We start from the raw sequence: 13700 nt of genomic DNA, 5'->3' as shown, positions 1-13700 counted from the left end.
ATCTATCGCGCGACCGCTGAGTCTGCTTCCTTCTTCTCGAGATCGATCGTCGTGCGCAACGTGATCGGCTTGAGCAGCAGTGCAGCGATGATGCCGATCACGCCCACGGCGGCCGAGATCAGGAAGATGTGCGCCGTCGCGTCGCCGTAGACGGTGTGCACGATCGTCTGGACCTGGGGCGGCAGGGCCTGCAGGTTCAACGCGCTGGTGCTGCCGGTCGACTGGCCCGCCGGCACGTGCAGCGCGGCGGAGAGGTCGGCCGTGACGCGGTTGGCGAGCACGGCGCCGAGCACCGAGACGCCGATCGTGCCGCCCAGCGAGCGGAAGAACGTGACGGTCGCGCTGGCGGCGCCCAGTTCGCTCAGGGGCACGCTGTTCTGCACGGCGAGCACGAGGTTCTGCATCGTCATGCCGACGCCGACGCCCACGACGGCCATTGCGACGCCGACGATCCACAGCGCGGTGGCGTGGTCGACGAAGCCCAGGCCGAGGAAGCCCGCCACCAGGGTGAACGTGCCCGCGACGATGTACGGCTTGATCTTGCCGCTGCGGCTGATCATGCGGCCCGAGATCGTGGACGACACCAGCACGCCCGCCATCAGCGGGATGGTCAGCAGGCCCGCCTCGGTCGGCGAGTAGCCGCGGCCGATCTGGAAGTACTGGCCGAGGAACACCGCGCCGCCGAACATGGCCATGCCGACCGCGAGGCTCGCGATGATGGCGAGGGCGGGAGTGCGCTGGACGACGATGTGCAGCGGCACGACCGGTTCCTTCACGCGGAGCTCGACGGCGATCGCGGCGCCGAGCAGCACGACACCGGCGCCGACCATTGCCGCGGTCTCCCACGACAGCCAGTCGAACGAGTTGCCGACGAACGAGACCCAGACCAGCAGCACGCTCACGCCGGCGGCGATCAGCGTCGCGCCGAGGTAGTCGATCTTCACGTTCTCGCGGCGCATGGTCTCGAGCTTCAGCGTCGCCTGCAGCACGGCGAACGCCAGCGCGGCGATCGGCACGGCGACCCAGAAGCACCAGCGCCAGCCGAGCCACGACACGTCGACGATGAGGCCGCCGAGCAGCGGGCCGCCGACCGTCGCCACGGCCATGACCGCGCCGAGGTAGCCGTTGTAGCGGCCGCGCTCCCGCGGCGGGATGATCGCGGCGATCACGACCTGCACCAGCGCCTGCAGACCGCCGACGCCGAGGCCCTGGAACGCGCGGGCGGCGATGAGCTGTCCGGTGTCCTGGGCGAAGCCCGCGAGCAGCGAGCCGACCACGAAGATCACGATCGCGACCTGGACCAGCGTCTTCTTGTTGAACAGGTCGGCGAGCTTGCCCCAGATCGGGGTCGTTGCCGTCGCCGTGAGCAGGGTGGCCGTGACCACCCAGGTGTACTGCGTCTGCGTGCCGTTCAGCGAGCCGATGATCCGCGGCAGCGCGGTGGAGACCACCGTGGAGCTGACCATGGCCACGAACAGCGCGAGCAGCAGTCCGGACAGCGATTCCAGCACCTGGCGGTGCCCCATCGCCTGAGTCTCGATCTTCACGTCCCGCCCCTTCGTCACCCTAATTCTTGCGCGTTGTGCAAATTTGCGCAATGAGCAACTTACACCCGCTACGCTGATCCGCATGGAGACCCTCACCACGCTGCGCGAGCAGAAGAAGGCCGTGACCAGGCGGTCGCTCGCCGCAGCGGCGCTGCGGCTCGCCATGGAACACGGGCTCGACGGGGTGACGGTCGAGGACATCGCGGACGAGGCGGGGGTGTCCCGCAGGACGTTCTCCAACTACTTCACGAGCAAGGAGGACGCGGTTCTCGACGCCGACCGCGAGCGGATCAGGGCGCTGGTCTCGCTCGTCGAGGCCCGGCCCGCGGACGAGGAGGCCTGGCCTGCGCTGCGCGCGTCCACCGCCGAGCTGTACCGGGTCCGGCCGCTGCCGGACGTCGAGTGGATGGCCCAGCTGCGGCTGCTGCGCAGGCACCCGTCGCTGCTCGCGCACCAGGCGGGCGCCCAGGTCGCGCTGGAACGTGACCTGACCGCCGTGCTGGTCCTGCGCGAGCCGGACGAGGAGGTCGCCCGCCTGATGGCGGCGACCTTCCTCACCACGATCCGCACCGGCATCGGGCTGTGGCTCGAAGGGGCGGGGGAGCAGCAGCTGCCCGACCTGGTCGACCGACTGCTGAGCCGGGTGCGGGTTCAGGGCACGTAGACCTGCCCGGTCTGCCGCCCCTCGATCGACCGGACGTACGCCCGCGCCACCTCGGCCAGCGGCACGGGCTTCATGCCGGGGAAGTAGTCGCCGTAGGTGTCGAGCGCCTCGGTGAACACGGTCGGGGACACGGCGTTGATGCGCTGTGGTGCGATCTCGATGGCGGCGGCGCGCACGAACGCCTCCACCGCGCCGTTGACCAGGGACGCGGCGGCGCCCGTGACGATCGGTTCGCGCGCCAGCACGCCCGTGATCAGCGTGAACGACTCCGTCACGTGCGTGAGCCCTTCGCGCACCAGGGAGACCTGGGACAGGACCTTCCCGGTCAGTCCGGCCTGGTAGTCGTCGTGGGTCAGGTCGCGCAGCGGCTTGAACGGCACGGGCCCCGCGGCCGACGCGACGGCGTCCACCTGGCCGACGGTCTGGTACAGCTGCGCCACCTGCGCCGGGTCGGTCACGTCGAACTGCAGGTCGCCTCCGGTGCGCGAGACGGTCACGACGTCGTGCTCGCGTTCGGCCAGCGCCTCGTGGACGGCGGTGCCGAGCAGACCGGTGGCTCCTACGAGCAGAATCCTCATGCCGTCGACGCTAGGGACGCTCCGAGCACAAGTGAAATGCCGTTCGTGCAGCACTTATGATCGGTGGTCATGAATGTCGAGCTGCGCCACCTCCGTGCGCTCGCCGCGATCGGCGACCACCGGTCGATCACCGCGGCCGCCCAGGCGCTGCACGTCACGCAGCCCGCGCTCTCCCGCACGCTGGAGCAACTGGAACGGCGTCTGGGCGTCCGACTGGTCGAACGCACGACCCGGCACGTCGCCCTGACCGACCCCGGCCGCCGCCTCTGGGAGCACAGCCACCGCATCCTGACCTCGCTCGACTCGGCCCTGGCCGAGGCGTCCCAGCCGCAGCCGATCCGGCTGACCTTCGCCTGGGCCGCCCTCGGCCGGTTCACCATCCCCTTCCTGCGGGAATGGCGTGCCGAGCACCCGGACGTCCTCGTGCGCATCCGCCAGGCCGACGACCCCGAGGCGGCGTTGTGGCGCGGCGAGGCGGACGTCGCCGTCCTGCGCACCGAGCCCGTGCAGCCCGGCCTGGACCACGTGACGTTGATCGAGGAACCGCGCATCGCGGCGGTCGCCGACGACCACCCTCTCGCCTCCCGCGACGCCCTGGTGCTCGACGACCTCGTGGGCGAGTGCGTCGCGGTGTGCGAGACGGCGGCGACGACCAGCGCCGACCTCTGGCCCGCCGGCGCGCGGCCGCGGACCGTGGACGTGCCCGGCGTGGTCGAGTGGCTGACGTCCATCGCGACCGGGGCGACGGTCGGCGTCACGGCGGCCGGCACCCGCCACCACCACCACCCGCAGCCCGGCATCACCTACCTGCCGCTGACCGACGCCGATCCCGTCGCGGTGCACCTGGCGTGGCCGGCCGCGGCGGCGCACCCGTCGACCGGGGCGTTCATCGCCCTGGCACAGAACCATCTGGCCACTGGAGTCCGCACGATCACAGGCGGGTGACCAGGCGGAGCGGGTCAGCTGCCCAGTAGCGTGAACGGCGCGGCAATGGTGCTTCCATCGGATCGGATGATCCTCAGGCTCATCGATCTGGCTTTCGTCGGTCCGGCGGCGTTGATCTCCTCGCTCTGCGGGGCAGTGATTCCCCAGCTGAACGTTCCACGTAAATCAGAGATGAAGCCGTGTCCTTCGAGGAGAGCATCCTCTCCGTCGAAGACGATGAAGGAGAGGCTCTCGTTTCTGAGGAATCCGATTCCGGTGATCTTCATGGCGCTGCCTTCAGGAACCTCGTCCTTGTCTCCCCGGGGTGTCGAGGAGATCGAGATGGACGGCGGACCCTGCGTCCCGGTCGAAAATACACTTGCGATCCATATGCCCAGGGCTGCTGCGAGCACTATCGCCAAGGCTGTGTACCAGATGCTGCGTTTCGAGTTCCTCCTTGGTGCGGTGGCGAGTTGGTTCTCGGTCAAGGAGATGATCTTGACGTCGCCGAGGTGCTCGCTGATCGGGCCCAGAACGGGTTTGCCGCTGGTGAGGATCTGAAGGGTCAGAACGGCTTTCTTGGGGAGCACGTCCGGGCCGAGATGGATCTGGTTGCCGTTGGCGGAGTGCTTGAACGGGATGCTCGCAGTCCCGCGTGCGTACGACGCCTTGAACACCTCGATTACCGCCGCTCCAAGATTTATGGTTATGGGGCGGTCTTGGTCGTACTGGCCGCTGGTGATCGCATGACTTCCCGAGTTTTCGATCTCGATGGTTGCCAGGTGCGGATTTTCGAGTTCTACCCCATTGCGCGTGACTGCAATTCCTGTCACTCCGCGCGATGCACTCGACAAGATCGAGGCGACAGACCGGAGTTTGAACGTCAGAGCTTTGTTCAAGGGGTGCAGAGCTCGTCGCGCCCAGCGTGCCCCGAATGTTCCTGCGATAAAGCCGAAGAGGGCTACTGCAAGTGATGTTGCATTGAAGATAGATCCTTCGAAAAGACTGACGGCTGTCGTCATCGATATCGCAATCTTCGGTTCGACTGGTCATCGCCATGTCGTTGCCGGTGCGAGGTTCGTTACGGCACAGATCACCGCATCAGCTGAGCTGTTCATCGCCCTGGCACAGAACCATCTGGCCGCCACAACCGCAGCTGCAGCATCGCCGCGAACCGCGCGTTCGGATCGCTGAGGTCGATCTCCCCGACCTCCGAGAGCCGCCGCAGCCGGTACCGGAAGGTGTTGGGGTGCACGAAAACGGCCGTGGACGCGGCAGCGACGTCACCGAAGGCGTCGAGCCACGCGCCGAGCGTCTCGACCAGACAGGCGTTGTGCTTGCGGTCGTACGCGATCAGGCGTGCGACGGGCCCGGTCAGCGTGTCACCGCGCTCGGCGATCAGGTCCGACAGCTCCAGCAACAACCCTTCGCTGTGCACGTCGGACACCCGCGCCACCGGCTTGGACGCCCGCCCGGCCCGCAGCACCCGCAGCACCAGGTCTGCACCGACCCGCGAGCGCGACAGCGTGAGGCCGTCGGAGACCTCGCCGACGCCGACCAGCACTGAGTTGCCGATGCGGCTGCGGAAGTCCGTGGCGATCCGCATCGCCCTGTCCTCGGACTCGGCGGGCAGGATCGCGTAAGCGACGTCCCCGATCAACGCGGCGGCGGCGCGCGGGTGCACGGCCGTGAGGTGCATGGCGAACGCGTCGGCGACCTGCTGGCGTTCGGCCAGCAGGCGGGCGTGTGCGGCCGGGTCGTCGCCGTGCGAGTGGGCCAGCGCCAGCGCCAGCACGACGCACGCCTGGTCGGCCAAACCCAGGCGCCGCACCGCCTCCGCCGCGCCCGCGCCTCCCTCGACGGCGGTCGAGACCAGGTCCGCGCGCAGCCGCCGTTCGACGTCGGCGCCCGCGCGTTGCCGCATCATGTGCAACGCCACCAGCTTGGCCGCGTCGCGGAAGGCGGCGGAGCTGTCCGGGGACAGCGGCGAGCGGACGGCCGCCCAGATCGAGCCCAGGAACTCGTCGCCCGCCCGCACCGCCACGGCGACCCGGGGCACGCGGAACTCCCCGTCGTCGGCGGACAGCGCCTCGATGGCGACGGGCTCGTCGCTGCGGTAGAGCTGCTGGAACACCCCTCGCGCCTCCAGCAGCTGCGAAAAACGCGCCGGGACCTGCCTGCCCAGGATCGTCTCGACGCGCGACGGGTCCGCCTCGTCCTGGCGCCCCGAGAACGCGAGCACGCGCGAGCTGCGGTCCTCGATCGTCACCGGGGCGCTGATCAGCGACGCCACCGCGTTGGCCAGCGCGAACAGGTCGCCGGCCGGCACACCGCCGAGGGTCTCCGACGGGTCTACCTCGCCCTCGGCGAGCAGGGAGCGGAGCATCGCGGCGAGCTGCGTCCACGACGCGCCGGGCGCCAGGCCGAGCAACGCCACGCCGGACCGGTCCACGGCCGCGGCCAGCTTGTCTGTGACCACGACCGGGCCGCGCACGACGAGCGCGACCGCGCCCTCCTTGCCGAGCGCGTCGAGGATCTCCGCCGGGTTCCGCACGCCGACGCCCAGCACGAGGGCGGACGGAGGCAGCACCTGGTCGTCGTCCGGGTCGTGGATCACGACACCGCCGACGTCCGCGGACCGGCCCGGGTCACCACGCACGAGGTCGATCAGCGTGGTGCCCAGGTCGTCCAGCACGCGGGTGAGGCCTGTACGCGGACTCATGCTCCCACCTTGCCAACTGTCTACAGAGGAATCCACCTACAAGGGGATCCACTCCGTCTTCACGGTGACGGAGTCGAGGGCGTCCGGCAACGGCGTCACGCCCAGACCGGGCCCGGTCGGCACCCTCAGATGACCGTCCTCCAGCACGAACGGCTCGGTGACGTCCATCTGGTAGTAGCGGTCGGACGCCGAGGTGTCGCCGGGCAGCGTGCAGCCGGGCAACGCCGCCAGCGCGACGTTCGCCGCCCGCCCGATGCCGGTCTCGAGCATCCCGCCGCACCACACCGCGATGTTGTTCGCCGCGCAGACGTCGTGGATGCGCCGCGCCTCCAGGTACCCGCCGACGCGGCCGGGCTTGATGTTCACGATCTGGCAGGCGCCGAGCCGGATCGCGTCGGCGGCCGAGGACGCCGAGGTGATCGACTCGTCGAGGCAGATCGGCGTCCGCACGACCTTGGCCAGTTCCGCGTGGGCGAGCAGTTCCTCCTCGTCCAGCGGCTGTTCGATCAGCAGCAGGTCGAACGGGTCGAGCCGCGCCAGGTGCCGGGCGTCGCCGAGCGTGTAGGCGGTGTTCGCGTCGACCTGCAGCAGCACGTCGTCGCCGAACCGCTCCCGCACGGCTCGCACGGGGTCGACGTCCCAGCCCGGCTCGATCTTCAGCTTGATCCGGACGTAGCCCTCGTCGATGTAGCCGCCGACCGCGTCGAGCAGTTCGGGGATCGAGTTCATGATCCCGACCGACACCCCGCACGGCACTCGGTCGTGCACGGCGCCCAGCTCACGGCCGAACGACACGCCACGCGCGCGCAGTTCGGCGTCGAGCACGGCCATCTCCAGCGCGGCCTTGGCCATCCGGTGCCCGTAGAACTTCTTCAGGCGCGGTGCCACCGAGATGCCGTCGACCGGTCCGGTCAGCGCGGGCACGAGGAACCGCCGCAGCACGTCGGCGCAGCCCTCCAGGTACTCCGAGGAGTACACCGGTTCGGACATCGCGACGCACTCGCCCCAGCCCTCGCCCTCGTCGGTGACGGCGCGCAGCAGCAGTAGCTGCCGCACGGTCTGGGTGCCGAACGAGGTGCGGAACGGCGACCTCAGCGGCATCTCGACCCAGCGGACCTCGACCCCGTCCAGCTTCACGAACCGCTCCTCTCCACGACGTACCACCCCGACCTGTCGAACCCGGTGACGCGGGCGCCGCCGGCGAGCAGGTCGCCGAGCACCTCCCGCACGGCGTAGCGCCACTCGGTGGCCGCGGCCGGGTTCGTGGCCCGCAGCGTCTCGATGTCGGCGGGGACGGCGACCAGCACCGTGCCGCCCGTGGTCACCCCGCGCACCGGCAGCCCGTCCTCGGAGATCCCGAGCCCGACGACACCCCTCGCGCTGACGGTCCGCGGCTGTCCGGCACACGCGGCGGCGACCTCCGGCGAGGCGATGCGCCAGCGGATCAGCAGCCGGTCGGTCTCGCCGCCGCCGTTGATGTCGTCGTCCATGTGGCCGTAGAAGTCCGGCAGGTACTCGGTCGCGTCGGCGGCGAGCTTGCCCAGGTTGAAGTACGCGTTGCGGCGCACCAGCGGGTCGAACGTCCAGGAGACCTCGGTGAGCCCGCGTTCGAGCGCCCACGTCCGCTGGTCGAGCTTCAGCGCGTAGCCGACGTTGCGGCCGCGCATGCCCGCCGCCACCCCGGCGATGTGGCTGTGCAACGCGCCCATCGCGGGCGGCGAGCAGAACCCGATGCAGGCGCCCACGAGGGCGTCGCCGTCGAACGCGCCGGCGACGTAGCTGCCCGCCTTGGTCATGGCGCGCAGCAGCTCGGCGGTGACCGGGGGAGTGCCGTTGTCCCCGGTCGGCCGCCAGATCGACTCGTACAACCGTTGTGTGGCCAGGAGTTCCGCGTAGTCCGTGAGCTGACGGACCACGACGTTCTGGGCGACCAAGGTCATGTCAGCTCCCTCACGAGCGCGGCGAGCAGCTCGGTGCGCGGAACGAGCTCCGACACCAGCACGTGCTCGCTCTCAGCATGCGCTCCTCCGCCGACGGCGCCGAGCCCGTCGAGCGTCGGAACCCCGGCGCCCGCGGTGAAGTTGCCGTCGGAGGCGCCCCCGACCGCGGCCTGGGTGAGACCGGGGAGCAGTCCCGCCGCCAGCTCGAACAGGGCACCGGACATGGACAGTTCCATCGGCGGCCGGTTCGGGCCGCCCGAGACCTCGACCTTCGACCCGTCGAGCACGGGCCGCAGCGCCTTGAAGTCCTCGTCCACCCGGAGTTGTTCGGCGATGGTCCGCACCCGCACGTCCACCATGAACTTCCCCTGCGCGGGAACGGTGTTCGTCGTCGTGCCGGACGAGAGCACGGTCGGCACGACGGTCGTGCCGGTCGCGGGATCGGCGAGCTGCGCGACCGCCAGGACCTGGTGCGCGGCCTCGATCGTGGCGTTCACCCCGCGCTCGGGTTCGAGACCGGCGTGCGAGGCACGTCCGTGCAACGTCACCTCGTACATCGAGGTGCCCTTGCGCTCGGTCTTCAGCGCGCCACCGTCCGCCGAGGCCTCGCAGACCAGCACGGCCTCGTGCTCCACCGCCTCGATCTCGATCAGCTCGCGCGACGACGGCGAGCCGATCTCCTCGTCGCCGGTGATCAGAACCGTGACGCCGTCGGGAGAACCCAGCGACGCGACGGCGTGGAAGATCATCACGACGCCGGTCTTCATGTCGAAGCAGCCGGGCCCGCGCAGCACGCCGTCCTGGACGCCGAACGGGATCCGCTCCAGCGTCCCGATCGGCCACACCGTGTCGTGGTGGCCGAGCAGCAACACCTTGCGCGGCCCCGAACCCAGCCGCCACCGCAGGTGCGTGCGGCCGTCGAGCACGATCCGCTCCGGGTCCGCGCCCAGCAGCGCGGACCCCACCTCGGCGGTGACCTCGGCGCTGCGGGCGACCGCGGCCAGGTCGGTGGACGGCGACTCGCAGGTCACGAGCCGCTCGATGTCGGTGAGCAGGGTCATCTCAGGAGACCTTCGGTGTGGCGCGGACACCCATGTGCACGTACTGCTCCCCGGTCGGCAGCGCGTAGAACACGAGCGACGACCAGGTCTTGTCCTCGGCCTCCCGGAACAGGAACGACGAGTCGTCGAGCGGCACGAGGTCCACCGTGGGCGGCTTGGGGAACAACCCGGCCAGCGGACCGGTGGGCGTCATGTCGAGCTGCAACCCGTTCTCGCCCTCGCTGACGTCGAGCGTGACGGACGCGCGCTCGTACCTGCCGACGTACCGCGAGACGTCCACGGCCGGTGGCTGCGCCGCTGGCTCCGCCGGGCGCGGCATGGCGACGCCCGCCAGCTCGGCGAAGATCTCCCGGTACAGGTCCAGGTACAGCTCGCGGGCGCCGTCGCCGTTGGTCAGCAACGTGACCGCGAGGTCGTGCTCCGGCAGCAGGCGCAGGAACGCGGACTGCCCGATCGTGTTGCCGTCGTGGCCGATCAGCCGCTGCCCGTCCCAGCCGAACCGGATCCAGCCGACGCCCCACGAGTCGCCGAGCACGTTCTTGTCCGGCACGTCGGTCTGCTTCTCGGTCATCACCGCCGCGGACTGCTCGGACAGCACCCGCGTGCCGTCCTGCGCCAGGCCGCCGGCGAGGTGCATCCGAGCGAACGCCAGCACGTCCTCGGTGGTCGAGAAGATCGTTCCGGCCGGGCCGACCGAGCGCGGGAGTGCCCACACCGGAGCGACTTCCAGCTTCTCGTCCTTCTTGACGTGACCGACGGCGGCGCGGTGCAGCAGCGCCTCCTCCGGCAGCGTGCCGGTGCGGGTGAGCCCGAGCGGGGCGAAGAGCTTCTCGCGCATCGCCTCGTCCCACGACTTGCCGGTGAGCTTCTCGATCACCCGGCCCGCGAGCACGAAACCCGCGTTGCTGTAGGAGAAGGTCGCGCCGAGCGGGTGGTTCTGCGCGGCGTCGGCGAGCAGTTCGGTGTACTTCTCGAGGCAGTCGTCGCCGCGGCCGGTGTCGGTGAAGTTGTCGCCGTCGATGCCGCTGGTGTGGGTGAGGAGGTGCCGCATGGTGACCTTCTGGCCCACCACCGGGTCCGAGAGCTTCAGCTCGGGCAGCACGTCGGTGATCGGCGCGTCGAGGTCGAGCAGGCCCTCGTCGACGAGCGCCATGACGACCGTCGTCGTCCACACCTTGCCGATCGAGCCGATCTGGAAGATCGTGTCGTCGGTGACCTCGACGCCGGTCGACACGTTCAGCACGCCGTGGTGCGCCTGCGCGGTCTCGCCCTTGTAGAGGATCCCGAGCGCCGCACCGGGCACGCCGTGCTTCTTCGCGATCGCGGAAAGCCTGCGCTGCCAGTGCTTCGCGTCGAGCGGCTTGCGGTTCTCCGCGTGCTCGCGCACCCAGTCGACCACGCGGCGGTTGAAGTCCGCGCGGTGCGACGGCTTGCCGTTGAGGATGAACAGGTGCGACTCGTCCGGGTAGAGCACCAGCTCCGCCGGCACGCCGTTCTGGCGCAGCGCGGTGAACCACTGCTCGGCCTGGCCGACCGGGCACCTCTCGTCGGCGGCGCCCTGGTAGACCAGCGTCGGCGTGCGGACGTCGCCGACGCGCGTCAGCGGGGACTGCTCCGCGATGTGGTCGCCGCGGCCGCCCAGTTCGAGCTCGGTCAGGTAGTGGCCGCCGTCGGACGTGCCGCCCATGCTCGTCAGGTCGCTGACCACACCACCGGCGACGGCGGCGGCGAACCTGCCGTCGCGGCTGGTCAGGTAGCAGGTCATGTAGCCGCCGTAGCTGTAACCGGTGACGGCGAGCCTCGCCGGGTCCGCGAGACCCTCGCCGACGAGCTGGTCGAGCGGCTCCAGGAAGTCCTTCGCGTCGGCCTTGCCCCACGCGCCGAGCGCGGCCCGGTAGAACTCCTCGCCGTAGCCGTCGCTGCCGCGCGGGTTGAGCAGCAGGACCGCCCAGCCCTGCCGCGCGAGCACCTGGTGGTAGAGGTGCACCGGGTCGGCGGTGCCGTTCCACGCGTTGTGCGGGCCGCCGTGGACGTCGAGCAGCAACGGCAGCGGGCCGGTGCGCTCGGGGTCGCGGACCAGCCAGCCGTGCACGACCGTGCCGTCGGAGATCGTGAACTCGCGCTCCTCGCGCACGAACGGCTCGACCTCGGTGTGTCCGGTGTGGACGGTCGCCTCGCCGGTCGTCAGGTCGACGGTGGCGACCTCGCCGAACGAGGCAGGACCGCTCAGGACGACGGCCGCGGTGTCCCCGGCGACCGAAAGCCCCGCCACAGCACGGGAGCCCTCGCCCAGGACGAGCCGCGGCTCACCCCCGTCGAGGTCGACGGCGTACAGCTGCGTGCAGCCGCGGTCGCGGGCGCAGAAGTACGCGGTGTTCCCGGACAGCACCGGCAGGCCGCCGGGGTACCCGGCCGCACCGGGCATGACGTTGCGGTCCAGCGGTGCCGACAGGTCGCGCACCTCACCACCGGCGGAGAGGTGCAGCAGGCCGAGGTGCCCGGCGGTCGCGGTGGCCCGCCCGACGACGAGCAGGCCGTCCGGCGCCCAGGTGATCGTCCCGGCCTGTCCCCGCGCGAGCCCGACGAGCACCGGCTCGGAACGCCCGTCCACCTCGACGAGGTGCACCCCGTCCTGGAACGTCAGGTCGGCGTCGTCCTCGCGGCCGGCCGTGAACGCGATCTTCTTGCCGTCCGGTGACCAGGCGAACGCGCCGGCGTGCCAGTCGCCCTCCGTGATCTGCCGGACCTCACGGCTCTCCAGGTCGAGCACGTGCACGTGGGAGCGGAGACTGCGCAGGTAACCGGGTCCGTCCGCCTTGTAGGCCAGGCGGCGGGTGACGATCGGCGCCTTGGCGTCCGCGATGTCGGCGGGAGCGGTGAACGCGAGCTTGGCGCCGTCCTCGCTCCAGACGGGCGCGCCCGCGCCGAGAGGCAGGTCCGTGAGCTGCTCCGGTTCGCCACCACCGGCGGGCAGCAGCCACACCTGCGCCGGGCCGTCCTGGGCGCGCAGGAACGCGATCCGCGTGCCGTCGGGGGACCAGGCGGGGGAGTTGTCGGACTTCCCCCTGGTGAGCTGCCTCGCCTCGCCGCCCTTCGCCACCCGCCACAGCGCCCGCTCGTCGCGGTCGTCCTCGCGGTCGGTGGTGCGCAGGACGTAGACGACCTCGGATCCGTCCGGGGAGAGTGCCGGCTGCTCGGGAAGCTGGTAGCCGTACAGGTCCTCGATGGTGGTCACGATGCGGATCCCCTCAGTTCGGAACGGAACAGGTCGAGCACGTTCTGGCCCAGGACGCGCACGACGTCGTCCTCGGGCCAGCCCCTCTTCTGCAGCGCCTCGGTCACCAGCGGCAGGCCGGACGGTCCCTCGAGCCCCGGCAGGAACCGGTTGATCGGGACCCCTTCGATCTCCTGGACCTCGCAGCACGGCGGCGTGACGTCCGCCAGGACCTCCTTGACGAAGTCCGGGCCGAGGCCGACGTGCCGAATGCCCATGACACCCGCGATGTGCTCGATGTGGTCGACCAGGCGGTCGATCGTGAAGTCGGACTCGTGCAGGAACGGCGCGAAGAAGTTCACGCACACCACGCCGCCGTTGTCCGCGATGCCCTTGAGCTGGGCGTCGGTCAGGTTGCGGTGGTGGTCGCGCAACGCCCGTGCCGACGAGTGGGTCGCCATCACCGGACGGGTCGAGAGCTCCAGCACGTGCTCGACGCCCGCCGCGCCCAGGTGGCTGACGTCGAAGATCATGCCGAGGCGTTCCATCTCGGCGTGCGCGGCGACTCCGGCCCTGGTCAGCCTGCTGCCGGTGCCGTCCTCGCCGCTGCCGTCGGCCAGCGCGGTGCGGCCGAAGTGGGCGAGGGACGCGATCCGCACGCCCAGCCGGTGCAGGGTCTCCAGCAGTTCCACGTCCTCGCCGACGCCCGGCGCGCTCTCCAGCGCGAGCACGAGCGCGATCTGGTCGTTCGCCAGGGCCTCGTCGATGTCCGTTGCGTCGAAGCAGAGCCGGGTCTCGGGACTCGCCGCGGCGATGCGGTGGGCGGCCTCGATCATGCGCAGCGTCTGCCTGAGCGCGCCTTCCGGGCGGAACACGTCGTCGACGAACACCGGCAGGACCTGCAGGTTCACCCCGCCCTGCCGCAGCTGCGGCAGCCACCGGTCGCGGAAGTGCGGCACCCACTGCTCGACCGGGCGGTGCGCGATCGCGTCCAGCAGGTCGTTGTGGGTGTCCGCGACGACGCTGCGCCCGTGCAGATCGTCGATCATG

The 13700-nt window shown here is 70.6% G+C and carries 11 protein-coding genes; 2 read left to right on the top strand and 9 right to left on the bottom strand.

The features are described 5' to 3' along the window. Positions 1-2 precede the first annotated feature (2 nt). Complete coding sequence (locus IE307_RS07870; protein WP_191297589.1) at positions 3-1526, bottom strand: MFS transporter; 1524 nt, start codon at positions 1524-1526, stop codon at positions 3-5. Positions 1527-1629: 103 nt separating this feature from the next. Here IE307_RS07870 and IE307_RS07865 point away from each other — a divergent pair, with 103 nt between their 5' ends. Further along, positions 1630-2211 carry a TetR/AcrR family transcriptional regulator gene (locus IE307_RS07865; RefSeq protein WP_191297135.1) on the top strand — a complete coding sequence of 194 codons (582 nt, stop codon included), beginning with the start codon at positions 1630-1632 and terminating at the stop codon, positions 2209-2211. Here IE307_RS07865 and IE307_RS07860 read toward each other — a convergent pair. Next, positions 2199-2789 (bottom strand): short chain dehydrogenase, encoded by a 591-nt coding sequence (locus IE307_RS07860; protein WP_191297133.1) that lies wholly within the window; start codon positions 2787-2789, stop codon positions 2199-2201. The genes IE307_RS07865 and IE307_RS07860 overlap by 13 nt on opposite strands. A gap of 69 nt (positions 2790-2858) precedes the next feature. Between IE307_RS07860 and IE307_RS07855 the strand changes: the two genes are divergently transcribed. Next, positions 2859-3734 carry a LysR family transcriptional regulator gene (locus IE307_RS07855; protein ID WP_191297131.1) on the top strand — a complete coding sequence of 292 codons (876 nt, stop codon included), beginning with the start codon at positions 2859-2861 and terminating at the stop codon, positions 3732-3734. Positions 3735-3748: 14 nt separating this feature from the next. Here IE307_RS07855 and IE307_RS07850 read toward each other — a convergent pair whose 3' ends face one another. From IE307_RS07850 to IE307_RS07820, 7 genes are all read right to left on the bottom strand, one after another. Then, positions 3749-4735, bottom strand: a complete 987-nt coding sequence (locus IE307_RS07850) for a hypothetical protein (RefSeq protein WP_191297129.1) — start codon at positions 4733-4735, stop codon at positions 3749-3751. Positions 4736-4827: 92 nt separating this feature from the next. Further along, positions 4828-6435 (bottom strand): PucR family transcriptional regulator, encoded by a 1608-nt coding sequence (locus IE307_RS07845; RefSeq protein ID WP_191297127.1) that lies wholly within the window; start codon positions 6433-6435, stop codon positions 4828-4830. Positions 6436-6471: 36 nt separating this feature from the next. Further along, positions 6472-7572, bottom strand: a complete 1101-nt coding sequence (menC, locus tag IE307_RS07840) for an o-succinylbenzoate synthase (RefSeq protein WP_191297125.1) — start codon at positions 7570-7572, stop codon at positions 6472-6474. Then, positions 7569-8375: a GNAT family N-acetyltransferase gene (locus IE307_RS07835; protein WP_191297124.1), complete on the bottom strand. Its 807-nt coding sequence runs from the start codon at positions 8373-8375 to the stop codon at positions 7569-7571. The genes menC and IE307_RS07835 overlap by 4 nt, the downstream gene beginning before the upstream one ends. After that, positions 8372-9436 (bottom strand): M20 family metallopeptidase, encoded by a 1065-nt coding sequence (locus tag IE307_RS07830; protein ID WP_191297122.1) that lies wholly within the window; start codon positions 9434-9436, stop codon positions 8372-8374. The genes IE307_RS07835 and IE307_RS07830 overlap by 4 nt, the downstream gene beginning before the upstream one ends. 1 nt (position 9437) lies before the next feature. Further along, positions 9438-12671 carry an LpqB family beta-propeller domain-containing protein gene (locus IE307_RS07825; protein WP_229904503.1) on the bottom strand — a complete coding sequence of 1078 codons (3234 nt, stop codon included), beginning with the start codon at positions 12669-12671 and terminating at the stop codon, positions 9438-9440. After that, on the bottom strand, positions 12668-13699 hold the full coding sequence (locus IE307_RS07820; RefSeq protein WP_191297120.1) for a dipeptidase: 1032 nt from the start codon (positions 13697-13699) through the stop codon (positions 12668-12670). Before IE307_RS07820 ends, IE307_RS07825 begins: the two co-directional genes overlap by 4 nt. Between the last annotated feature and the right edge of the window lies 1 nt (position 13700).

This window comes from Lentzea cavernae (genome assembly GCF_014653695.1).
Taxonomy (GTDB): Bacteria; Actinomycetota; Actinomycetes; order Mycobacteriales; family Pseudonocardiaceae; genus Lentzea; species Lentzea cavernae.
This window is presented reverse-complemented; position numbering and strand designations above follow the sequence as displayed.

What these genes read in the sequence shown, in the direction of transcription:
- IE307_RS07870 (WP_191297589.1), bottom strand. Translation starts at nt 1,526, where the DNA reads ATGGGGCACCGCCAGGTGCTGGAATCGCTGTCCGGACTGCTGCTCGCG.
- IE307_RS07865 (WP_191297135.1), top strand. Translation starts at nt 1,630, where the DNA reads ATGGAGACCCTCACCACGCTGCGCGAGCAGAAGAAGGCCGTGACCAGG.
- IE307_RS07860 (WP_191297133.1), bottom strand. Translation starts at nt 2,789, where the DNA reads ATGAGGATTCTGCTCGTAGGAGCCACCGGTCTGCTCGGCACCGCCGTC.
- IE307_RS07855 (WP_191297131.1), top strand. Translation starts at nt 2,859, where the DNA reads ATGAATGTCGAGCTGCGCCACCTCCGTGCGCTCGCCGCGATCGGCGAC.
- IE307_RS07850 (WP_191297129.1), bottom strand. Translation starts at nt 4,735, where the DNA reads ATGACGACAGCCGTCAGTCTTTTCGAAGGATCTATCTTCAATGCAACA.
- IE307_RS07845 (WP_191297127.1), bottom strand. Translation starts at nt 6,435, where the DNA reads ATGAGTCCGCGTACAGGCCTCACCCGCGTGCTGGACGACCTGGGCACC.
- IE307_RS07835 (WP_191297124.1), bottom strand. Translation starts at nt 8,375, where the DNA reads ATGACCTTGGTCGCCCAGAACGTCGTGGTCCGTCAGCTCACGGACTAC.
- IE307_RS07830 (WP_191297122.1), bottom strand. Translation starts at nt 9,436, where the DNA reads ATGACCCTGCTCACCGACATCGAGCGGCTCGTGACCTGCGAGTCGCCG.
- IE307_RS07820 (WP_191297120.1), bottom strand. Translation starts at nt 13,699, where the DNA reads ATGATCGACGATCTGCACGGGCGCAGCGTCGTCGCGGACACCCACAAC.